General features: G+C 41.0%; 20 protein-coding genes. 2 read left to right on the top strand and 18 right to left on the bottom strand.

All coding sequences use genetic code 11. The features are described 5' to 3' along the window. Nucleotides 1–120: 120 nt before the first annotated feature. Together J7E52_RS00600 and J7E52_RS00595 are read right to left on the bottom strand one after the other, a co-directional pair. The gene (locus tag J7E52_RS00600) at nt 121–1,419 is read right to left on the bottom strand and encodes a helix-turn-helix domain-containing protein (protein WP_214743266.1); all 1,299 of its coding nucleotides are present in this window, start codon (nt 1,417–1,419) and stop codon (nt 121–123) included. Between the two features lie 625 nt (nt 1,420–2,044). Then, on the bottom strand, nt 2,045–2,353 hold the full coding sequence (locus J7E52_RS00595) for a helix-turn-helix domain-containing protein (RefSeq protein ID WP_214743226.1): 309 nt from the start codon (nt 2,351–2,353) through the stop codon (nt 2,045–2,047). A gap of 64 nt (nt 2,354–2,417) precedes the next feature. Between J7E52_RS00595 and J7E52_RS00590 the strand changes: the two genes are divergently transcribed. Then, on the top strand, nt 2,418–2,654 hold the full coding sequence (locus J7E52_RS00590) for a hypothetical protein (RefSeq protein WP_214743225.1): 237 nt from the start codon (nt 2,418–2,420) through the stop codon (nt 2,652–2,654). Between the two features lie 128 nt (nt 2,655–2,782). Here J7E52_RS00590 and J7E52_RS00585 read toward each other — a convergent pair whose 3' ends face one another. The 9 genes from J7E52_RS00585 to speB form a co-directional block, all read right to left on the bottom strand. Continuing rightward, on the bottom strand, nt 2,783–3,304 hold the full coding sequence (locus J7E52_RS00585) for a P-loop NTPase family protein (protein ID WP_214743224.1): 522 nt from the start codon (nt 3,302–3,304) through the stop codon (nt 2,783–2,785). A gap of 217 nt (nt 3,305–3,521) precedes the next feature. Continuing rightward, on the bottom strand, nt 3,522–4,580 hold the full coding sequence (locus J7E52_RS00580) for an alkene reductase (protein ID WP_214743223.1): 1,059 nt from the start codon (nt 4,578–4,580) through the stop codon (nt 3,522–3,524). 241 nt (nt 4,581–4,821) lie between these two features. Beyond that, nucleotides 4,822–6,249, bottom strand: coding sequence for an MDR family MFS transporter (locus J7E52_RS00575; RefSeq protein ID WP_214743222.1), 1,428 nt, complete (start codon nt 6,247–6,249; stop codon nt 4,822–4,824). A gap of 61 nt (nt 6,250–6,310) precedes the next feature. After that, on the bottom strand, nt 6,311–6,883 hold the full coding sequence (locus J7E52_RS00570; protein WP_214743221.1) for a TetR/AcrR family transcriptional regulator: 573 nt from the start codon (nt 6,881–6,883) through the stop codon (nt 6,311–6,313). A gap of 658 nt (nt 6,884–7,541) precedes the next feature. Next, entirely contained in the window at nt 7,542–7,634 is a 93-nt protein-coding gene (locus J7E52_RS26725; RefSeq protein WP_220126990.1) for a putative holin-like toxin, read from the bottom strand. Between the two features lie 160 nt (nt 7,635–7,794). Further along, nucleotides 7,795–8,784: a D-2-hydroxyacid dehydrogenase gene (locus J7E52_RS00565; RefSeq protein WP_214743220.1), complete on the bottom strand. Its 990-nt coding sequence runs from the start codon at nt 8,782–8,784 to the stop codon at nt 7,795–7,797. Nucleotides 8,785–8,874: 90 nt separating this feature from the next. Next, nucleotides 8,875–9,681, bottom strand: coding sequence for a class II aldolase/adducin family protein (locus tag J7E52_RS00560; RefSeq protein WP_286197325.1), 807 nt, complete (start codon nt 9,679–9,681; stop codon nt 8,875–8,877). Next, nucleotides 9,681–11,117 (bottom strand): sodium:solute symporter family protein, encoded by a 1,437-nt coding sequence (locus tag J7E52_RS00555; protein WP_214743218.1) that lies wholly within the window; start codon nt 11,115–11,117, stop codon nt 9,681–9,683. Before J7E52_RS00555 ends, J7E52_RS00560 begins: the two co-directional genes overlap by 1 nt. A 100-nt stretch (nt 11,118–11,217) precedes the next feature. Next, nucleotides 11,218–12,216 (bottom strand): agmatinase, encoded by a 999-nt coding sequence (gene speB / locus J7E52_RS00550; protein ID WP_214743217.1) that lies wholly within the window; start codon nt 12,214–12,216, stop codon nt 11,218–11,220. A gap of 304 nt (nt 12,217–12,520) precedes the next feature. On the opposite strand from speB, the gene J7E52_RS00545 reads away from it, so the two are divergent. Next, the gene (locus J7E52_RS00545) at nt 12,521–13,924 is read left to right on the top strand and encodes a sigma-54 interaction domain-containing protein (RefSeq protein WP_286197315.1); all 1,404 of its coding nucleotides are present in this window, start codon (nt 12,521–12,523) and stop codon (nt 13,922–13,924) included. A 250-nt stretch (nt 13,925–14,174) separates the two neighbouring features. Here J7E52_RS00545 and J7E52_RS00540 read toward each other — a convergent pair whose 3' ends face one another. From J7E52_RS00540 to J7E52_RS00510, 7 genes are all read right to left on the bottom strand, one after another. After that, nucleotides 14,175–15,188, bottom strand: a complete 1,014-nt coding sequence (locus J7E52_RS00540) for a LacI family DNA-binding transcriptional regulator (RefSeq protein WP_214743216.1) — start codon at nt 15,186–15,188, stop codon at nt 14,175–14,177. A 300-nt stretch (nt 15,189–15,488) separates the two neighbouring features. Next, nucleotides 15,489–16,682 carry an MFS transporter gene (locus J7E52_RS00535; protein ID WP_214743215.1) on the bottom strand — a complete coding sequence of 398 codons (1,194 nt, stop codon included), beginning with the start codon at nt 16,680–16,682 and terminating at the stop codon, nt 15,489–15,491. Nucleotides 16,683–16,781: 99 nt separating this feature from the next. Further along, nucleotides 16,782–17,636 (bottom strand): class II fructose-1,6-bisphosphate aldolase, encoded by an 855-nt coding sequence (fba, locus tag J7E52_RS00530; protein WP_214743214.1) that lies wholly within the window; start codon nt 17,634–17,636, stop codon nt 16,782–16,784. A gap of 41 nt (nt 17,637–17,677) precedes the next feature. Beyond that, a complete protein-coding gene (gene iolI, locus J7E52_RS00525) occupies nt 17,678–18,523 on the bottom strand; it encodes a 2-keto-myo-inositol isomerase (RefSeq protein WP_214743213.1) in 846 nt (281 codons plus the stop codon). 4 nt (nt 18,524–18,527) lie between these two features. Continuing rightward, complete coding sequence (locus J7E52_RS00520; RefSeq protein ID WP_214743212.1) at nt 18,528–19,406, bottom strand: sugar phosphate isomerase/epimerase family protein; 879 nt, start codon at nt 19,404–19,406, stop codon at nt 18,528–18,530. Nucleotides 19,407–19,453: 47 nt separating this feature from the next. Further along, a complete protein-coding gene (gene iolG, locus J7E52_RS00515) occupies nt 19,454–20,485 on the bottom strand; it encodes a bifunctional inositol 2-dehydrogenase/D-chiro-inositol 1-dehydrogenase (protein ID WP_214743211.1) in 1,032 nt (343 codons plus the stop codon). 46 nt (nt 20,486–20,531) lie between these two features. Then, complete coding sequence (locus J7E52_RS00510; protein ID WP_309476835.1) at nt 20,532–21,950, bottom strand: sugar porter family MFS transporter; 1,419 nt, start codon at nt 21,948–21,950, stop codon at nt 20,532–20,534. Between the last annotated feature and the right edge of the window lie 13 nt (nt 21,951–21,963).

Below are 21,963 nucleotides of genomic sequence, written 5' to 3'. Positions count from 1 at the left end.
TTAAATAGAGTATAATCTCACAAGGTCTTTATTACAATATTTTTCGAAAATTCAAAACTATTTTTTAAATGCGACATGAAGCAGAAATAAAAAAACACCCAAATTATGGGTGCCTGTAATTTATAATAATTGATAAATTTTACTCGGCCTTCCTCGTGTGGCATTAGCCTCTTCACCAACGCATTGTGCCAAATCAACTTCGCACATATCCGCAACAATGCGCCGTACATTGCGCTCTGTCATCTCAAGATGTTTCGCTAAGTCCTTTGTAGTAAAATCACTCCAGCCCATTCTTTGAACGAGGGCAGATATCTTCTTATACGTTTTCACACTGATATTTCCGGATTTCAACTTTTCTATAAGGGGCTTATTGTGGGTACGGGTATCAAATTGCAGTTCTTTCTTTTTGCCTGGTGATTCGATAATTTTGCCATCATCTTGGATAATCACAATTTCTCGCTTCTTCATCTCTTTTGAATGTTGAATGGCACGAAAAGCATTTATTTCTGCCGAATAGGCCGTCTCACCGAAACCAATTCCAACGGCAACGGTTGTACCTGCTTCAAAGGCCAATTTTTGAATGGTATCCTCGAGCGTAATGATTTCCCGTTCAATTACGCCGCGAGAACTAAAAATCATGTACCTCCCATTCCCTTTCTCTGAAAAGGAACCATTTATTCTTTCACCAAGCTGAATCAACATTTCTTTTAGCCGAAGTTCCAAGTACTGTAAATGATAAGGAGTTTTCATTTCCTCAGCCACTTTGTCAAAGTATTCGACTTCAATGATCTCCACTCCGATTTGTGTATCTTTAAAGTAGGAAGTCTTTACTTTTTCAGAGAGGATACGAAGCGTTTGCCGAACTTCCATCTTGCTCATCGACATTCGGTAAGCTGGAATCCCATATTCATTTAAAGCTTCACAGACGGACGGAAAACAAGATAACGCACCTTCTGTCATTCCCTTATTCCATAAATCCAAGTGAAAATGTATCAATTCATTCGTATCGACATCTGACTCAAACACTTTCGTATGAATCTTTGGGATTCTTATTTTCAACTGTGACAGGGCTTCTTCACTAATATTATTTGAAGACATAGTATCGATACTGAGCTGCTCAATAATTTTCCCTTGTTCATAAACCAACTCTAAAAAGGATTTATAAAATCCTGATTCCGTAGCAGGAACATGCACCATTATTTTATCTGTGCCTAGTGTTTTTCCCGCAATTTCATAGGGAAGTGGACCAGAAAAAAGCCATGCATGTACGTGAGAATTATATTCTTTTACAATCCCCCCTACCTCTTCTGTCTTTACATAGGGCAAAGAGATGAATTCCAACTCATGTTTATATTCTTCTGCCAAGATTAAAATTTGTTCTATAGAAGTTTTTAGACCAACTAGTCCGATTTTATACATCCAGTAATCGACTTCCTTTATCATCTTTAATATATTCATGATTCTTTGTAGAATATCCTGGTTTAACGAAAGGATGTTATCACAATGCTAATTCTTCTGCTGTTTAACTTTTGCTCAATTTGCATTTGAGTCCTGTTGATTAGTTTGTTTGTTACTCTTGATCATAACAGAAGCAAAAAGAAAAGAATGATAGAAATGATATATAGCTGTATACATATCCCCGCCTGCTTTTCCCTTTTGTACCATTTTATCATGTGGCAAGAAGGAAAAACACGTTGTACAAGCTATTAATGTTAGGTTTACAAGTCAGCTTTCTATATAGATCGTTGTAAATTCCCAACAAGGCAGCAACTCTTTAAATTGAATAACGTTAGTACTATTATTTTATAACTGTTCTGGTAATTCTAATGTACTAATGAAAAATAGCATTGCCCCTATAGCACCATAAGAAAAAGAGCTGATAATCAGCTCTCGGATAATGATATAATCTCCATTTTTATGATAAAACGATACTGTTTTAAGATTATATGGTAACACTGCCCTAAACCAGGGCCAAATTTAGCTGAGATAGATTTAGATAATCAAAATCGAATTTCATTTAAGTGTGTACCAAGAAGTCGAGGTGTTACTTCTTCAACTTATAAATTTTACGAGGTCTTCCCCGAGGTGATTGAAGTTCTTCTCCTTTGTACTCCACTAAACCGCTTTCACTTAAACCACTCATAATTCTCTGGGCATTTCGAACGGTCATGGATAAATGAGAAGCTAAGTCTGAGGAAGTGAAGCCGTCCCAACCCATACGATCAATCAATGCTTCTATCTTTTTATACGTTTTTACACTAATGTTAGCCTGATTTAATTTATCTAGCAGTTCTTTATCATTGGAACGGAAGGTATATGCCAATTGTTCTTCTTGACCTACGGATTCGATCATTACACCATCTTCCTGAATAACAACAATTCCGGAGCTGTCTTGCTTCTTCGAATGACGGATCGCCTTGCGGGCATTGATTTCTGCTGATGCAGCCGTCTCACCAAAACAAATTCCAACAGCCACAGAAACATCCATCTCAGGAATGCTTCATGCTGGCAAGGTTATTGCAGCAACTGCAGTAGAAGTGCTTCAAAATCCGGAATTAATTGAAAAGGCAAAAACAGAGCTAAAAGAACGATTACAAGGGAAAAGCTATATCTCCCCTATTCCGCAAGATGTAAAGCCTTTAGTTAAAAAATGATAGACTAGATTAGTTAGTTGCAGTATGTATAAAAAGGGATTCTTCGATTGGAAGATCCCTTTTCCATTTGGACTTATATTAACTCCATAAAAGCCTTAGTTTAGGAAATCTCTAAGAGTCATAAAAATTCATCCCTTCACATTCAACAGATATCCTTCAATTTCGTGCTTGCTTTTTAAAATAACAAATACCTTTTCAGGGTCACTCTTTTTTAGATCGGCAAATCTTGCTTTCATTTCTTTCTTGCGAGGAAAGTAGGTGGTCATGATAAATTTAATAAACTGCCAGTCTAATTTTTCATTGCAGCCTTTGCCCATATCCGGTCTTGTTTTACCTATATTGGACAACCAACGTTTTATAACACGGTAAAGACAAACACGGAGAGGAAGTTCTAAATAAATAATCGTATCGGCAAGCTCCGAACGTAAATGAATAGAATTACTATAATTGCCATCCATTATCCACTTGTCATGACTCAATACTTCCTTCTGGGCAGAAATAAAATCCTCTAAAGGAGCTTCCACCCAGCCAGGCCTCCAGTAGTATGTATCCAAATGATGTACCTCGATATTCAAATTATCTCCAAGTCTTCTTGCAAAAGTAGATTTTCCGACACCCGCGGACACTCCGATAACCATGATACGTTCCATTGATATACCAGCTTCCTCACTTTATTTATTGAAAATAACCAGTAAGCTTACCAAATATATATAATCTTTTTAACATCCTTCTTCCTCTACTCTCCCCTTTTAGTTCCATAAGAAAAGGCGACCCTTCTTGAAGAAGAATCGCATCAGTTATCAAAAAAGGAAGCATTGTTGCTGCGGTGTCCTGTCATGAACAAGCCTGCCTTATCTTTTATCTCTATTAAATCAGTTGCCCTAAGTGTTTCTTTGCCTCGTAATCAACAAGTTTTTCATCCCGCTTAATTCGTGCCAGATAATCCGGGTTGGCAATAAGCGGACGTCCAATCGCCGCAACGTCAATGATGCCTTTTTCCAGTGCGGCTTCTGCTGTTTCAGGATCAAGCCCGCCCACACCGACTATAATTCCATCCCAGTGGCTGCGTACCAATTCATGCATGGTCAATCCTCTTGCAATCGGTTTGGTAAATTCCATCGTGGATGGGTGAATCATTTTCACTCCTGTTTCATTGAACGCTTCAATAAATGTTTGGATCGCTTTTTCAGGGTCTTCCCACATGTAAGACGGCTGGTCAATTTTCAAAGCAGAGAAACGAATAAGGGTACGTTCCACTCCAACCGCATCAATAACTGCCTTTAGCACTTCCTTCATAAATGTCAGGCGCTGTTTTAAATCACCACCGTACCGATCGGTCCTTTTATTGGAAGTGTCAGAATTGAACTGGTCTATTAAGTAGCCGTGTGCTCCATGAATTTCAACGCCGTCAAAATCAGCATCCATTGCATTCTTTGCAGCTTGTTTATATTGTTTCACCACTTCTGAAATATCCGTCTCTGTCATTTCTTCAGGAATATCAAAAGGTTTGCCGAATCGGGAAACCTTACCTTCTGCAGCGATAGGTGATGGAGCCTGCGGAGGAAGTCCTCCTGCAATTTCATGGTGACTTGCACGGCCCACATGCCAGATTTGCGCAATAATCGTTCCGCCTTCAGCGTGTACTGCTTCCGTTACTTTTTTCCACCCGTTTATTTGCTCTTGAGTATATATTCCGGGAACTCCAGGATTGCCCTTTGCTCTTGGTGAAATCACTACACCTTCAGTAATGATAAGTCCAATTCCATCTTGAGCCCGTTTACGGTAATATTCTACGGTCAGGTCATTCACAACACCAGTTTCGTTATCGGCAAACGCCCGTGTCATAGGAGCCATTGCCGTTCTTGTTTTTAAATCCCATGCACCTATTGTTACAGATTCAAACAATTTGGTTTTTATCGTATTCATTTGAATTCCTCCCGTTAACCGCTTTACCTGAGCTAAATTTTAGTAACTATTACTGTGTAAGATTATCCGATAAGTGGTTAATTTTCAAATGATTTACTCTAGTTTTTGTGGCTTTTGATAAAATATGGTAAAAAGGACCAATAAAAACGATTTATTCATCATGCTTTTTTTCAAACAAAAAAGCCAGACAGAGAAAATTCTTTCGCTGCTGGCTAATTTATCTTTTTTCATTAATATCTTATTAGTCTCTTGCTGTTCTGATAAAAAAAGACACGATCAAACCAATGATTGCAAGGACAAGACCAAAAATAAAGGCATCTTGAACGCCTGCAGTCAATGAACCGCTAATGGCTGATGGATCGAACGGATCTTCTGCATTTGCCATATAATTTTTTTGGGATGCTGACATGATTGTAATGGCAACGGTTGTACCGATGGCCCCCGATACTTGTTGCAATGTATTCATTAAAGCCGTTCCATCCGGATAAAGATTTTTCGGCAGTTGATTCAGCCCATTTGTCTGGGCCGGCATCATGACCATCGAAACACCAATCATAAGGAGAGAATGCATGACGATTACCATAATGATCGTAGTTTCAGTCGTTACGTTCGTCAAAGTCCATAACATGACAATCATGATAATGAAGCCTGGGATCACTAACCCTCTTGGCCCGAACTTATCAAAAATGCGCCCCGTAACCGGAGACATGATACCATTAAGCACTCCACCCGGTAACAGTACCAGCCCAGCAGAAAACGCAGCTAATGCAAGCCCGGTTTGCAGGTATAACGGTAAGAGAATCATGGATGACATGATGATCATGAAGGTGATGAAGACGGTTATTAACCCTAACGTGAACATCGGGTATTTAAAAACGCGCAAGTCAATCATCGGCTTATCCATGTTGAATTGTCTTACAGCAAACAGGAATAGCGCTATAAGGCCGACAATGATCGAGGATAGAACTATCGGATTGCTCCATCCTTGCTCTCCAACAATACTAAAGCCATAAACAATTCCCCCAAAACCAATGGTCGATAAAATAATGGATGGTACATCGATTTTAGGTTTGGTGATTGTAGAAACGTTTTGCATATACTTGAGACCGAATAGTAAAGCGATCACAAAGAACGGCAAAGACACCCAGAAAATGTAATTCCACTTTAAATTTTCGATAATCAAACCTGAAACTGTCGGTCCGATGGCCGGAGCAAACATGATCACCAACCCCATCAATCCCATCGTCGCTCCCCTTTTATGAATAGGGAAAATCAATAAAATGGTATTGAACATGAGAGGTAATAAAAGACCCGTTCCGATTGCCTGGATGACACGGGCCAGCATCAAGATGCCGAACCCAGGTGCAATTGCTGCAATGAGCGTCCCAATGATGGAGAACACCATTGAGGCAATGAATAATTGACGAGTATTGAACCACTGAATCAAGAGTCCCGAAACGGGAACCAATATCCCCAATGTTAATAGGTAACCCGTTGTCAGCCATTGCACGGTGGAAGGACTGACATTGAACTCTTGTATTAGATCGCCCAGCGCCATGTTTAATGCCGTCTCGCTGAATAACCCAATGAACCCTGCAATTAAAAATGCAATTAAAATGGGGGTCGTTCTAATGACTGGGTTTTGTTGCTGTGTTGCATCTGTAGACATAAAATATTTCCTCCAATTACTAACTGTTCGACCTAAGCTTAAGATAATTTTTCCGCATGACTTATTTATTTATCAGCAATAATGGTATCTGTTCCGCAATGGCCTGGAGAGGTTCCCCGCTTTTCGCCGTTAAGGATAAAAGGATACCGCCCTCAATTAAAGCATTGATTACGATACTCAATTCTTTTGCCCGTTTCTCACTGAATTCCGCCTCGAGTAATTTCTTCACATATATGGATTGCCAATCTTCTATCGCTTCTTGGCAGGCCGTTCTTATCTGCTCACTCGTTGTATATGTTTCCGCTGCAATCGTCCCGATTGGCAGTCCTAATAGATTTTCACTATCACCAAATACCTCGGATAATTGAAAAATATGAGCCTGAATGGCTTTGATAGGGTCTTCGATTTCATCAAATCCCCGTTGAATTTCATCTATCACGAATTCTTTTGTATGAATAATCGCCTCTATCGCCAATTCTTCTTTGCCTTTCGGAAAATAATGATACAGAGAACCTTTTGGAATACCACTTTCCTCAATAATGTCCTTAAGCCCTACACCATAATATCCACGTATTCGAAAAAGTCGGGAAGCAGCTTCAATAAGAATGTCTTTAGAGTTTCGTTTTTCTGCCATAGCTGGATCACTCCTTGAAATTATATCAACCGGTCTATTAGAGACTATACTTGTATATCATTGTTTTGTCAAAGATGATACCTAAGAAAACAAAAAAGAACACCTCTAATGGTGTTCTCGTAGACAAAAGGGTGTTCGGATACCAAATAAGTGAGGTGAAGGTCGAAAAAAACTTGTGAACGGTCGAATATAGTGCCTCAACGGCCGAATACTGTGCGGGGTAGGTCGAATACTGTGCGTGAACGGTCGAATAAAGTGTGGTTTAGGTCGATAAACTGCGTCAACTGCCCAAGACAGTGCAGCGAATCGAATATAGTGCTCCGGTCTTTATGGTTTTTTACTGTAATCCTCATTGGATTGAAGAAATTTGCGACACTCCTGCCGAATAACTGGCTAGCCGAGACACCAAAGGCGCTTGCGCCGAGGAGGCTTGGCAGACAGTCGGCGGAAAGGGAGCGGATTTCTGAAATCAACTGGACCTTTCAAACAAAAAACTGCAGGCAAACTGAGTTTTCATCGAGTTTGTCTACAGTCTGAAGAACACCTCATAAGTGTTCTCTGCAAGTTTAAAAAATCGAGAAAATCAATACCTTCACAACCCGGCATTTTTTTAAACGCTTCCATTATTAATCAAACACATCGGCCTGCTCCATTATCTTCAAGGATTCTTGTCATGATTTTTGAAATCAAGAATAGCAATTACAAACATGCCAAAGCTTAGCATCAGGGAAATAACTTCGAAAGTACCCATTCATACATCGCCTCCTTACATTCAGCTTTTCCTGATCAGAGATTGTCCTATACAAGAAAAAGATGAAGCATTGGCTTTTAAACAAAAAAAGCAAACCCAATCAGGGTCTGCCCTCTTACTCTATTTCTATGATTGATTGTTGAAATTTTCTTTTCAATAGTTAATAACCCAGTTTTTTTTCTACAACGTTCATTAGGGGTTTACCGTCAGAATAAAGCTTTAAATTTTTCAGGAATACTTCCATTACACGATCTAGGTGTTTGGAAGAGTTGTAAGCATTATGTGGGGAAACCATGACATTTTCCAGCTGCCAGAAAGGGTGATCCTTAGGTAGTGGTTCTACTTCAAATACATCGAGAGCCGCACCTGCTATGTGCCCATTGCTCAAGGAATCGATTAAATCTTCATCCACAATCGTATTACCTCGGCCGACATTAATTACATAGCTGCCTTTTTTCATTTTATTTAAGCGCTCTTTATTAAAAAAGTATGATGTATCTTTTGTAAACGGAAGGGCCAAGACGACAAAATCTGACCTGGAAAGGACCTCATCCACTTGATCCATACCCATTATCAAATCAGCAGGTTCATATTCTGTGTTCCTCTTGGAGGGATTCCGGCGGCAGCCAATAACGGTCATACCTAGTGATTTACATCTCTTTGCTATCTCATGGCCAATATCACCATACCCAATTATCCCCACTGTCGCATTCTCAAGATCTTTCACAGGAATTTCAACCCAGGTGTTGTTTATTTGATTTCTGATCATTGTCGGTACACCTCTTGCTAACGAAGACAGCATCGCAATTGTATGCTCGGCTATCGGGACAGATGTGCAGCCTTTGACATTGGTGATGATGACATCGCTGTTTTGTATATCTTCATTCAGCATGGCCTCCACTCCAGCTGTGTCTGAATGGACCCATTTAATCTTTGGAGCTTTTTTTATAATGTTAAGATTATCATGAAGACCCAGCGTATAAATGACATCAAACCTTGATAGATCAACTGTTGGCTGTGGTTCGGGTTCACCGAATTCCCATGGCTCGACAACAACTTCTGAACAAATCTCCTTAAACTGATTGATGTATTTTTCCGGTATATCGACCCTGATATAAAGTGAAGGTGCTGTTTTCTTGGAACCGGACATTATAAAACCTCCTCAAGAACCTACAATACCTTTTTTCCTTCTTTTATGGGAAGGGAATCCGTCGCGATTATACCACGCCGTGCTTTATGCTCACTTCAAGAAATCTGATTGCTCTTTTCTGATTCTGTCCCAAAGAGGCTGAAAGCTCAGCCATCCCTCATATTCCGTTCCCGTTTGTTCTGCCGTTAACTTTGCATACTCTTCTTCTATAAAAACAGGCTTACCTACAGATTCAGCCATTATCTGTGCTTGACATGAACGTTCCATTGTTATGAACCACCACGCAGCTGAATCTACAGACTGGCCTACAGTTAACAATCCATGGTTGCGAAGGATGACAGCTTTGTATTGGCCTAAAGCCTTAGCAATGCGTTTCCCTTCTTCGGATGCATAAACCACACCAGTAAAATCATCAAATAATGCATGATCTCTGTAAAATTGGCAGGCATCTTGCGTAATCGGATCTAACAGTCTGCCTAAGGAAGACCATGTCTTTCCATAGACTGAATGAGCATGTGCCGCTGCAATGGCGTCCGGTCGCGCTTTATGGATTTCAGAATGAATGGCAAAGGCTGCACCATTCACTGAATGTTCCCCCTCTACAATATCACCTTTATGATTAACCAATATAAGATCCGAAACGGAAATTTGACTAAAATGCATCCCAAACGGATTAACCCAGAAATGGTCAGTATATTTAGGATCACGGACCGTAATATGGCCAGCTATCCCTTCATCGAAACCAAACTTTGAAAAAAGACGGAATGCAGCTGCCAACCGTTCCTTCCTGTGATTGCGCTCTTCTTCCAATGTATTGAATGTTGCGGGTTGCAGGGAAATTGTCTTTGTCATATTTCTTTCCTCCTCGAATCTTTTTCCGTTTTTTTGCCGAAACATCAATTAGCCATGGTGTCCATGTCAGATTTACCCTTTACATCTTGCTTTACTTCACTTTCGTTCTTGTGATCATTATTACTTAGGAGAGTGATTGTAGTAATGACGACAAAACTAGTAGCGAGCCCGTACAGAATTGGTTGAGTGGAGGAAGGTCCATTAATCACCAATCCGACAATAATAACGATCATGCTGGCAAGAATCGAGTAAAATGCGGCCGTAGCCGTGACCCTTTTCCAAAAGAAACCTAGGATGATCGGAAAGAACACAGCACCGGATAAAATTGCGTAAGCTACATCCAATGCAACTAAAATATCTTGAATCCATATCGAAACGATTATGGCCAATACACCAATCGTTAAAGTTGTAATTCGAGATGTTTTTAAAAATTGACGTTCATTCATTCCTTGACCGATATATTTTTTAATGATGTCATTAACAACCAAAGTGGACGAAGCAAGCAAAGTTCCTGAAGCTGTGGACATAAGGGCCGATACCACACTCGCAATGACAACCCCCAATAGACCGGCAGGTAAAGTTACCATCGCTATACTGGTAAATGCATTTTGTGGATCGCCTAAATTAGGAAGGATAATAAAAGCGCACATTCCAATGATACTGATTGCAATCGCATAAAAAACACTATATAGTCCCGCTCCAACCGTTCCTCCACGAGAAACAGCTTTGGTTCGTGCGGTAAAAAGACGCTGCCATATATCTTGGCCTACGATTACCCCCAGAGTAAATAGTAGGAAATATTGAAAAATCGTCTCTCCGCCAATGTTGCCTAACTCGAAATGTGATGCAGGGAGATTTTCTTTAAGCGAGCCCCACCCTCCAGCCTTAGAGATGCTCATTGGAAGCATGATAAAGAAAATGCCGATCGTCATGATGACGAATTGCACGACATCAGTCATGGTTACTGACCACATACCTCCTAATATTGTATAAAATAAAACGATCCCACCCCCGACTATCATGGAAACCGTTAAATTCCAGCCAGCCAAAACATGTAAAATTGTCCCCATCCCAATCACTTGTGTTACAGTCAGCATGAATGTATAGATAACAGAGACAAGGGCACTGATCAATCTTGTTTGAGAGTTGTAGCGCTTCTCAAGCATTTCACTGATCGTCAATACTTTTAAATTAAATATCTTATTCGTTAAAAACAACCCGATAGCGATAATGCCGAGCCCGATCATCACCACTAGCCAAATACCGGATATCCCAAACTGATAACCTAACTTTGCTGTTCCTAGAGTAGAAGCACCCCCTAATATCACAGCAGCTAAACAGGATAAATACATAAAATGACCAAGATTACGTCCTGCTACAATGAAATCATCTGCTGTTTTTGCCCGTCTGGATCCAATTACTCCCACAATGATTAAAACAGAAAAATATAGAATCATGATCGATATATCCAAAATATGCATTTACACATCTCCTTTTGGGCTTGTATTGTTCTTATAGCTTTGTAAAGAGGGAAGAAAGGATTGCACCGGTTCCTTCCTTCTTTACAGTTAAATGAGGAAACTAGTTGTTAAGCTGGGTTTCGAAATCTCCCACTCTCTCTTTTTTCTCCAGTTTCCCTTTTTTTGCGAGAGCGATGAGTGTGATGAATTCATAGACAATATTAGCGGCTGCGGCAGCCGTGATTTGTCCGTGATCGTATGATGGTAAAACCTCAACAAGGTCGAAGCCGACAAAATCTATATTCGTCAAGCCTCTTACCAAGGCTAAAGCATCATCAATGCTGGCACCGGAAACTTCTGGGGTACCCGTTCCTGGAGCATAGACCGGATCTAAAAAATCAATGTCAAAAGATAAAAATACCGGACCATTCGCGACACGCTCATGAATGACCCCTAGCATCTTTTCGACCCCGATACGTTTATAATCGTTTGTCGTATAAACGCCTAAACCTAAATCCCGGGCATCCTGAAGATCTTCCGGTCCATACAGACCTCCCCTCATACCAATTTGAAGAGATCGCGATACATCGATGAGACCCTCTTCTATTGCACGGCGAAAAACGGTTCCGTGATTATACTTTTGATCAAAATAACTATCCCAAGTATCAGAGTGAGCATCGAATTGAAGCAGGGCAACAGGTCCATGTTTTTTTACGATTGCACGTAACTCTCCTAGTGTAATGGAATGATCGCCCCCCAATGAAATGGGAATGATCCCTTTTTCAATGACGGGGGTAAGCCCTTCTTCGATCTTTTTATATGTTTCAGAGATATACCCCGGAATGATCGGAATATCCCCATAATCTATTCCAGAAATATAGTCAAAAATATTAATATCTTGTTCTGGATTATAAGGACGTAAAAGGATTGAAAAATCGCGAATGGCTTCCGGTCCGAATCTCGCTCCCGTTCTAAATGATTGCCCGGAATCAAAAGGAATCCCCGTAATGACAAAATCCATATGTTCATCCACCCGTTCAACAAATGGGAGCCGCATAAACGTACGCACTCCACAAAAACGGGGTGATTTGAATGAGTCTTTCGGTTGATACTTCATCATGTAACATCCTCCTAAATTCTAATTCTGCCATTATTATTTTTCACTTCACTGCAATTGCAGATGTCATACAAACTTCCATCTTTTCTAATAGAATGGCTATGGAAATTCTCTTCTTACCTAATTACATAAGCAAGATTCAGGCCAACTATTTCGCTGCGGTATATAAGGCCTTTCGTTATTTTGTTTCATCGATTGATTAAAAACTTAATCATTTTCTTGTTTTTTAATTTAATTTTTGATTATTTTGACTTTTTGATTTATATTTTAATTAAATAGCATCCCAAGACCCAAAGGAGCGGAACTTATGTACGACGATATGCTGGAGGAAGAACTAAATAAGATCATTGAAACATCGAATAATAACATTCTCATTACCGATCAAGATGGAATCATTTTATATTCCAACCCCAAGCTTTGGGAGATTTATGGTATGAAAAGTGACTCTTATATCGGTACCTCCGTCTATCAATTAGAAAGTGAGGGCCTTCTCACACCTTCCATCAATGCGATTGTTTTAAAAGAAAAGAAAGCGAAGCGCATAATGCAAGAAACGAAAACGGGTCATGTTGTCATGTCGACCGGCTACCCCATTTTTAATAAGGAAGGACTTCTCGTCAGGGTAATCAGCTATGGTCAGGACCAAACCGAGATCCTGCAATTACAGGATCAATTTGAGCAATTACAACGAAAAGTAAAAGGCTATCAAACGGAAGTCGAGGATTTAAGGGAAAAGGAACTGGATTACCATTATATGATTGCCAGAAGTAATGAAACGAAGCATATTTTAAAAACGATTCATAATGTTTCAAAAACCGATGCCACGATTCTCTTATTAGGACCTTCCGGGGTAGGGAAAAGCACTTTTGCCCGTGCTGTTCATGACCAAAGCAACCGAAAGAAAGAACCTTTTATCGAAGTGAATTGCAGCACGATACCTGAAAGTTTGTTTGAATCAGAAATATTCGGCTATGAGCCGGGATCATTTACAGGGGCAAATAAACAAGGGAGGCAAGGCTTGATTGAGCAGGCTGACAGCGGAACTCTTTTCTTAGATGAAATCGGGGAACTCCCACTTGCCATGCAAGCTAAATTACTGAAAGTATTACAGGAAAAAAAGATAAAGCGTATCGGTGGGAAAAAAGAAAACCATATTAACTTCCGCCTGGTTGCAGCAACTAATCAAGATTTGAAGGAGATGGTAAGTCAAGGTAAGTTTAGATTGGACTTATTTTATCGTTTGAATGTGATTCCGATCCAAATTCCGGCATTACATGAACGTAAAGAAGATATCCCTCTCTTAATTCAGCATTACTTACAGAAAACCAATGATAAATATCAGAAATTCAAAAAAATCCATCCATCGACTTATGAAGTTTTGACCCATTATCATTGGCCCGGAAATATACGAGAATTAGAAAACTTAATTGAACGGTTAATCCTGACCATCGAAGAGCCAATTATATTTCCCGAACACCTTCCCCAATCCATCACAGGGCAAATGGAACAGCCTGAAGATTCCACATTTTTGGCAATCGAACAGGAATGTGAAGAGAATATCGATTTAAAGAAGACACTGGAAAAGGTTGAAAGGCAACTGATTGCAAAGGCATGGAAAAAATGTAAAACCACATACGAAATGGCAGAACATTTGGGTATCAGCCAGCCAACAGTCATCTATAAACTAAAGAAATACAAAAAGTATTTGTAAATTCATCTGTACTGGAATCCCTGCAAACCATGAATGGTCCTTAGCCTATAGTCATAGATGCTATTCAAGCTAAGGGCACATTTTGAAACCTTATATGACAGCAATTCGAAGTTAAAGCCTACATTAATTCAAACGGATGATCGTCAGTGAAGCTCCTGCCCCACCTGTTTAGACAACTGTAGCCACTATGTTTGGCCAACTCCCCAAGAACTTGTGAAAGGCTCCCATTAAAGGAAGCCTATCATTCACTTTATACATTCATGCTTTTTTCCAATTTGGAGCCGCAAGATTCGCGGATGATCAACTCATCTTTCAGAACGAATTTTTTCTTTTCTATGGTCCCGCCTTTCATTAAGGTCAGCAATAAGTTCGTTGCCTTTTTCCCTATTTCGTACTTAGGCTGGTCAATGGTCGTTATATGAGGATTAAAAATCGATGCTATTTTCAAATTATCAAAACCTACGACAGCAATATCCTCGGGAACGCTCAAGCCATGATCCTGGATCGCCTTAACGGCTCCCAGCGCCATTTCATCATTAAAAACGAACACTGCTTCAGGTTTTTTTTCCAGGGATAATAATTTCACCATCTGGTCATAACCTGAGTCAATGCCATAATCCCCTTCCTGGATGAAATCCGGGTTGATCTTCAAGTGATGATTCTCCATTGCCTGCTGGAACCCCCCTAGGCGATCCCGGCTAAGAATGATGTTCATTGGCCCTGTTATATGGGCAATTCGTGTATGTCCAAGCTTGATTAAATGTTCCGTTACTTTTCTGGCACTGCTTACATTGTCGATCGATACAGTTGGAATGTCCAGTCCGTCCACGTATTCACATGCCAGTACAATCGGAAATTGATTTGATAGTTTTTCCAGGCTTTCCTTGTTCATTCTAGCGGTAAGTAGTAACGCTCCATCTGCCTGCTTTTTGTATAGCAAATCGATGTATTCCTTTTCCCGTTCAATGTCGTTTTCCGTATCTCCCAATATAACCTGATAGCCATTTTCTACAGCTGTATGCTCAATTCCCCGAAGCACTTCGGAAAAAAAGGGCCTTGTTATATCAGGAACGACGACCAGAATGATCTTAGTTTCTTTCGTCCTGAACTGACTGGCAATCATGTGAGGCTTGTAATTCATCTCTTCAATCACCTGCAGCACCTTTTGTTTGGTATCCTCGCTGACTAAATCCGGCTGTCTGAGCACTCTTGAAACGGTTGCAGGAGATACGTTGGCCAATTTCGCCACATCGCTCATTTTCATACTATTATCTCCACCTGCCTATTTCTTTTTGTCATTTTCATTAATTCCATTATAAAGTAATTTAGACTTCATGTTAAAATATCGAATTCCCCTTACATTTAAAAATTGATTTCGATTTGCCGCACTGCCAAGAAGTCCATCGAGATCGTAATTTGGAGCATCCAACCAATTGCCGCATCCAATTCCCTGATCCTCATACGTATCCAGCATCTCTTAAAATGGCATGTAACCTAAAATATCAGTAACTAAACCAACCTTCATAAGTGCGCCTCCTAGAACTAGCATCACTTACAAAATCGCTTAATTCAATTTCAAATCATGTTTTGTTGCTTTCCTTTCAAGGCGACTCCATACAATCATAAAGAACACAGCGGTTAAACCTAATGACCCCGCGAAATAAAATCCTGCTGAAAGACCTACATGCGAAATCAATACTCCTGCAATGAAAGGTCCAGCAAACATACCAATCGCGTAGATTGCTTGATATGCCCCCATGGCCGTTGCCCTTTTTTCAGGGGGGATCGACTCCACCGCCATTCCTAAAAACAATGGAAAAAGAGTGCCCAATGAGAATCCATTCAACCCTTGAAGCAGAAAAAGCATTCCTTTTGTATCTATTAATGGCGTACATGCTGTAGAAATGGACGTTAGGCCGAAAGCTAATTTCAGTAACTTCCATTGTCCGAATAATGGTACGAACGTTTTCCCGCTAAGAATGGTGGCAATGGCATGAGGAATCATGAATGAAAAGATGACCATGCTGATCTCATCAGTCTGGAGCCCAAGCTTTACAGCATATGCTGGGGTGAAGCCGAACATTGTCGTGAAGATGATGCCATGTGCAAGAATGGATAGAAATGATACTTTTAAAAGTGCCGGTTCAAGCATGACTGATATAAGCTCTTTCAATTGAATGGGCTCTTTCTGAAAATCTTCGTTCGATTCGTAAATAAAAAGGGAAAGGACGATACCCACGAAACCAATGAGTCCTCCCATCCAAAAAGGCGCGTGCCATCCCCATAGATCGACAATGTATCCGCTGACCACCATTCCAAGCAGCTGTGCCAGAACCACAGCCAACGAGATACTGCCCATCGCTCGGTGAAGATCACGTTCTAAAAAGTAGCTGGAAAATAAAATGGTGAACGCTACCCACGTTGCGGCGGCAACTCCAGCTAACGAGCGGGCCAAAAGGATCCAGCCTAAACTATCGGCCCATGCAAATGTCACGCAACTCAACGTACTCACGACCATACCAAAGATAATAAACGGTTTTCTGACTTTTATGAGGTCGGAAAAGATTCCGAACGGAAGCCTGAAGAGAAATTGCATCAGCCCATAACTGCCTAATACAATGCCGATAAATGTATAATCCCCTCCAATCGTCTCAAGGTAAGGAGATAAAATGGGAATATAGATGAAATTGGAAAACCAAAAAATGAATGAGAGCACTAAAAACAAAAATCTATTTCGTGCGGTATGTAATAAAGTCATTGCACCACCTCCTCTGACCAGCGAACCATTTTCACCATCATGCAAAAAGTGAATATACAAAAAGGTGCCCGCAATGTAATCGGGAACACCTTTTCATTCTTAAGCCTTTCCACTTGTATTGAACTCTGCCATTTTTCTCTTCACGACGGAGATGATGGCTTCTTTCGCCGGTGTGATGATGGCGCGAGGCTCGTATACTTTTCCTTCAACGGCCAATACTTCCCGAATCGTTTTTGCCCACACTTGTATGCTTTCGGTATTGACGTTTATTTTAGCATGTCCAAGTTCAATTGTTTTTTTGATTTGGTGCAGCGGAATACCAGAGCCTCCATGTAAGACGAGAGGCACATTCGTCATGTTCGAAATTAATTCCATTTCCGCAAAACCGAGTTTAGGTTCTCCTTGATATGGGCCATGAACCGAACCCAAAGCAGCCGCTAGTGCATCTATTTCCGTCTCTTTTACAATCCTCGTGCATTCATGGGGATCTGCATATTGAATACCTCCGACGAGCCCATCTTCCGTCCCACCGACTGTCCCCACTTCCGCCTCAACGGAAACTCCGCTCTTCCGGGCATAGTCGACAACCATTTTGGTGATTTCAATATTTACATCTATTGGATGATGTGAGCAATCGATCATGACCGAAGTAAAACCCGCATCTATCGCTTTCTTGCAGCGTTCCACATCCATTCCATGATCAAGATGAAGGGCAACCGGAACCGTAATATCCATTTCTTCCATAAGGCTTTTTACCATAGCGGCAACCGTTTTAAATCCGCCAAGATAATCAACAAGCCTGTCTGATGCCGCAAGTATGATCGGCGCTCGTTCCTCATTGGCAGCCTGTAAAAACGACTGTGCGAATGCCAGACCATTAATATTGTATTGACCCACAGCATACCCTTCTGCTTTTGCTTTTAAAAGCATCTCTCTCATTGATACTAAAGGCATTATTCCATCACCCCCTTATTCCCGAGATTATCATGATCCACTCACGCGTTCTGTAGTGCAAAGTATTTCGAAATAACTTGAATTGTCGTTTCTTTTGCGGTCTCAATTACTTCTTCGGCATCGAGTTCATAATATTCTGGACGGAACAATTCCACAGAGGCGACATCAGAATAACCAATTCCCTTTAAGATGGTTAATATGCTGTCTAAATCTATGGCACCATGTCCAGGCCATACCCGGTCTTCATCCGTCAAGAAACCGATCGGAAAATCCTCTGTATCATCAATGTGTAAAATGAAGATTTTCGTCCCATCCGCTTTCTTCAAGTCTTCCAAACTGGAACCCATGGCATGGAAGTGAAAACAGTCCAGCACCAACCCGACATTATCACGGTTGACTGTTTCAACTATATCGTATGCTTGACCGAATGTATTCACAGTACATTGCGGATGCCCGACAAATTCCACTGCAATTTTAACGCCAAACGGTTCAGCTATCTCGGAAAGCTCAGTCAATACTTCCACACAGCTGTTTTTAATATCTTCTTTCAATATTTTCGCTTCCGTTACAAGCGGAACAGCCACCACATATTTCACACCCAATTTCTCCGCCATGATCAGCATGTTTTTAAATTCGGCTATTATCGCCTTATGGCCGTCATCATCGCGGTTATTAAAGAATACGAGTGCGTTGAAGGCAAGTGGTTTAATATGATTTGCATTAAAAAATTCGGCTAGTTCTTCAATTGTGTGCTCTTCCAAATACTCAGGCAATTTATCCATGGTACGGATTTCGATATAATCGTAACCGTGTTTTTCACAGTATTTGAGATCTTTGACCAAGTTGGAATTTTCAAGTGTGGTCGCTTGGTTGAAACAAAGTTTCATTTTATCAGCCTCCAATTCTTTCTGCTAAACCCAATCCGTCTCTCATCTTTTGAAGCATAAGCTTACTTGACCAGTCTGCTTTGTCGATCCAAGCAAATACCGCATTTGTCGCGATGCCGTCAAAATTCATTTCTTTCAGTTTTTTGAAGATCGTATCAAAGTCAACTTCCGCTTCGCCGATGTTTAAATGCTGGTGGACGGTTGCCTCGACACCCGGAGGATTGACGATATAACGGAGTCCGTTGGATGCTTTATGATTGAATGTATCTGCAAACAAGACATGCTGCAGGCGATCCCCGGCAGAATCGAACATAGGGGCAATATCGCCTTTGCCATCATCATAGAAAAATGTATGTGCGGTTGAATACACAAGGTTGATCCAAGAACGGTCAAGGGCACGGATCATATCCATCGCTCCTTCATGCGTTTCGATGAAATCGAATGGGTGCGCCTGCAAATTAAGTTTAACGCCTTCCCGTTCAAATACCGGGATGAGCTCATCCATTGATTTAATGAATTTCTCTTCACAGATAACTTCATTGAATTTAGATCCGTTAAATTCACTATTCATCAAGTCAACATCCAATTCCACTGCCACTTCAATGGCACGTTTCCAATTACGGACTGCCGCCTGGCGCCTTTCCTCATCAGGACCGGCCCAGTAGTAAAGCGGAAGCAAGGATGATATCTTCACACCTGCGTCACTGCACCACCGTTTCAAATTCTTAATCTGTTCCTTATCCACTTTAGGATATTTATAGAATGGGCAAAAATCTTCCCTCGGTGACAGTTCGATATATTCATACCCAAGTTCCGCCGTTTTATTGACCATTTCTTTTAATGATAAATTGGCATACATCGTAGGATCCAAAGCTAGTTTCATTGTCGTTCCCCCTATAATTTTTTTTTCGTTTCAATGCCTGTTAACGTTTACTGTACAGTGATTTTCCCCGTATAAAAAACTGGCTTCTCTTCTAAATCAACGGATTCTTTCTGACCGGACCCTTGTGCTTTTACACAAGCATCAGCTGTTACGGCAGCAATGTATCCGTCCCATGAAGTCGGACCATTCGGCTGACCTGTCTTTATAATGGAATCTATGAAATCCTGCAATTCTATGTCATATGCATCCATAAAACGATCTTTCCAATCTACCAAGATATCCGTGCTGCGTTTTGCGCCTTTCCTTGTCACGATGCTCGCTGGTTCAGGAAGATATGCAACACCGTCCTCACCAATGACTTCACATTGGATGTCATAGCCATACTTGCAATTCACGAATACTTCAGCTTGAATGACAATCCCGCTCTTCGTTTCCATTATGATGAGCTGGGGATCTTTTAAGTTAGCATGCGCGCGGCTTGCTTTCTTCGGGTAAATGACTTGAACTGATTTGTAATCATCGCTGATTAACCAATGCAATACATCAATCTCATGAATCAAAGTATCAACGACCGCCATTTCCGTCGTATATTTATCATCCACTTCTGGATTGCGGTGTACACAGCGGACCATGAGGGGGTCGCCAATTTCATTTCTATCAATGGCTTCTTTCAGTTGGACGTAACCGCTATCATAACGTCGCATAAAACCAACTTGCACCAAACGCTTCCCGTGTTTCATTTCAGCTTCGGCAATTCTCCTGCAGCCTTCCGCCGTTGTCGCCAGTGGCTTTTCACAGAATACATATTTGCCAGCCTCAATCGCATTCAATACGTTTTGCTCATGTGCAGGTCCCCAACTCGTAACAAGTACTGCATCGACATTTTCCGAGTTTACGAGTGATTTGTCATCCGGATATACAAGTGCCTCAAGTCCATATTGTTTCACGACCTGCCTTGCCGCCTCTTCATTCACATCGGTTACAGCCACAATTTTCCCTCCGGATAATTTGTCTGTAATTCTTTTAATATGCTCCCGGCCGATGGCACCCGTTCCTATTACACCAATATTTAATGTCATGATCATATTCCTCCTTTATACGTATCTGGTTTATTTCTCTATAACTCTAAATTATTTTTGTCATTTCCTTAGCAGATTCTTTTCCATGATTGCGGAAGTTTTGTTCAAGCTGTTCAAGTGTAAGTCCTCTAGTTTCCGGTAACCATTTTTTCACAAAGATGATAGCCATGATGCCTAAAGCGAAAAAGATATAAAATGTTGAAGACAATCCGACTTTATCTAGTAAAACCGGGAATGTTAAGCCGATTAGAAAGTTTACGACCCAAAGGAAAAATACGGTGACACCCATACCGAGCCCACGTACTTGAAGCGGGAAGATCTCTGAAAGCATCAACCAGGTAACCGGTGAAATGGCCCCCTGCTGGAAGGCAAGGAAAGTGACAGTCAAGGACAAAATGATATAGGGAAGGGCAGCCGTCCCTTCAAGAAGGGAAGATAAGACCCCAATCAATAGCAATGTGGTCGTAGTCCCGATCAAACCGGTTAAGAGCATTGGACGGCGCCCGATTTTACCAAGCAGCCAAATACCTAAAAACGTTGCCAAAACAGAAATGATACCGTTTGCAATATTTCCGATCAAAGCAGCTTTTGTCTCAAACCCTGCATCTTTTAAAATTTGGGTACCATAGTACATGATAGAATTAACGCCCGTTATTTGCTGAACGATGGCAATCCCGATTCCTAGAAAGACGATTCTCCGTATCCATGGGACGGTCAAATCTTTATATGTAGCTTTTTTAACATGGTTCTCTTTTTCGAATGTCGCCTTGATTCCCTGAAATTCCGATTCTGCCTCATCCAATTTACGTATTCTTTTCAAAACCTTCAGGGCCTCTTCATTTTTGTTCTTGGACACAAGCCACCTTGGACTTTCAGGCAACCTGATCATGCCAAAGAAAAGAAGAATGGCAGGAAGTGATGCTATGGCCAGCATGTAACGCCAAACATGTGAACTGTCACCCATCGTTGTCCCAAGAATGGCATTGAAGATGAATGCGAGCAGCTGTCCGCTAACAATCATTAATTCATTTTGGGTGACGATCCGGCCGCGTCGTTCAGCAGGAGACATTTCCGCCAAATAAGTAGGAACGGTTACTGACGCCCCACCTACCGCAAGGCCGAGTAGAAAACGGCAGGCAATCATGACCGTAACATTCGGTGCAAACGTGCATCCAATGGTGGAAAAGAAAAAAAGTACCGAAAGAAAAAGAATGTTTTTTCGGCGGCCCGCATAATCCGAGAGCCTGCCTCCCAGAAACGCTCCAAGTGCCGCGCCTAAAAGAAGTGAACTGGCAACAAGTCCTTGCGTAAGTGAATTAAGGTTAAGTTGATCCGCTTCGGACATGAACGGCAAGGCACCATTTATGACACCAGTATCATATCCGAACAAAAGACCGCCTAACGTCGAGATAATAATAATCTTGCGTAAGAATGCCATCTGATTTCCATCATTACTCAAATTAATCACTTCTTTCCGG

Source organism: Bacillus sp. ISL-34, from assembly GCF_018613325.1.
Taxonomy (GTDB): Bacteria; Bacillota; Bacilli; order Bacillales; family DSM-1321; genus Peribacillus.
Note: the sequence above shows the minus strand (reverse complement) of the source record. Positions and strands in the feature narration are given on the sequence as shown.

Excerpts from the sequence above, each read along its gene's own strand:
- J7E52_RS00540 (WP_214743216.1), bottom strand. The coding sequence starts at position 15,188 with ATGAAAATGAGCGATGTGGCGAAATTGGCCAACGTATCTCCTGCAACC.
- J7E52_RS00520 (WP_214743212.1), bottom strand. The coding sequence starts at position 19,406 with ATGAAACTAGCTTTGGATCCTACGATGTATGCCAATTTATCATTAAAA.
- J7E52_RS00595 (WP_214743226.1), bottom strand. The coding sequence starts at position 2,353 with ATGATCGAATCCGTAGGTCAAGAAGAACAATTGGCATATACCTTCCGT.
- J7E52_RS00585 (WP_214743224.1), bottom strand. The coding sequence starts at position 3,304 with ATGGAACGTATCATGGTTATCGGAGTGTCCGCGGGTGTCGGAAAATCT.
- J7E52_RS00570 (WP_214743221.1), bottom strand. The coding sequence starts at position 6,883 with ATGGCAGAAAAACGAAACTCTAAAGACATTCTTATTGAAGCTGCTTCC.
- J7E52_RS00555 (WP_214743218.1), bottom strand. The coding sequence starts at position 11,117 with ATGCATATTTTGGATATATCGATCATGATTCTATATTTTTCTGTTTTA.
- J7E52_RS00545 (WP_286197315.1), top strand. The coding sequence starts at position 12,521 with ATGTACGACGATATGCTGGAGGAAGAACTAAATAAGATCATTGAAACA.
- iolI (WP_214743213.1), bottom strand. The coding sequence starts at position 18,523 with ATGAAACTTTGTTTCAACCAAGCGACCACACTTGAAAATTCCAACTTG.
- J7E52_RS00565 (WP_214743220.1), bottom strand. The coding sequence starts at position 8,784 with ATGTCCGGTTCCAAGAAAACAGCACCTTCACTTTATATCAGGGTCGAT.
- fba (WP_214743214.1), bottom strand. The coding sequence starts at position 17,636 with ATGCCTTTAGTATCAATGAGAGAGATGCTTTTAAAAGCAAAAGCAGAA.
- speB (WP_214743217.1), bottom strand. The coding sequence starts at position 12,216 with ATGATGAAGTATCAACCGAAAGACTCATTCAAATCACCCCGTTTTTGT.
- J7E52_RS26725 (WP_220126990.1), bottom strand. The coding sequence starts at position 7,634 with ATGGGTACTTTCGAAGTTATTTCCCTGATGCTAAGCTTTGGCATGTTT.
- J7E52_RS00560 (WP_286197325.1), bottom strand. The coding sequence starts at position 9,681 with ATGTTTCGGCAAAAAAACGGAAAAAGATTCGAGGAGGAAAGAAATATG.
- iolG (WP_214743211.1), bottom strand. The coding sequence starts at position 20,485 with ATGACATTAAATATTGGTGTAATAGGAACGGGTGCCATCGGCCGGGAG.
- J7E52_RS00580 (WP_214743223.1), bottom strand. The coding sequence starts at position 4,580 with ATGAATACGATAAAAACCAAATTGTTTGAATCTGTAACAATAGGTGCA.
- J7E52_RS00600 (WP_214743266.1), bottom strand. The coding sequence starts at position 1,419 with ATGTATAAAATCGGACTAGTTGGTCTAAAAACTTCTATAGAACAAATT.
- J7E52_RS00575 (WP_214743222.1), bottom strand. The coding sequence starts at position 6,249 with ATGTCTACAGATGCAACACAGCAACAAAACCCAGTCATTAGAACGACC.
- J7E52_RS00535 (WP_214743215.1), bottom strand. The coding sequence starts at position 16,682 with ATGACTTTATTACATACCGCACGAAATAGATTTTTGTTTTTAGTGCTC.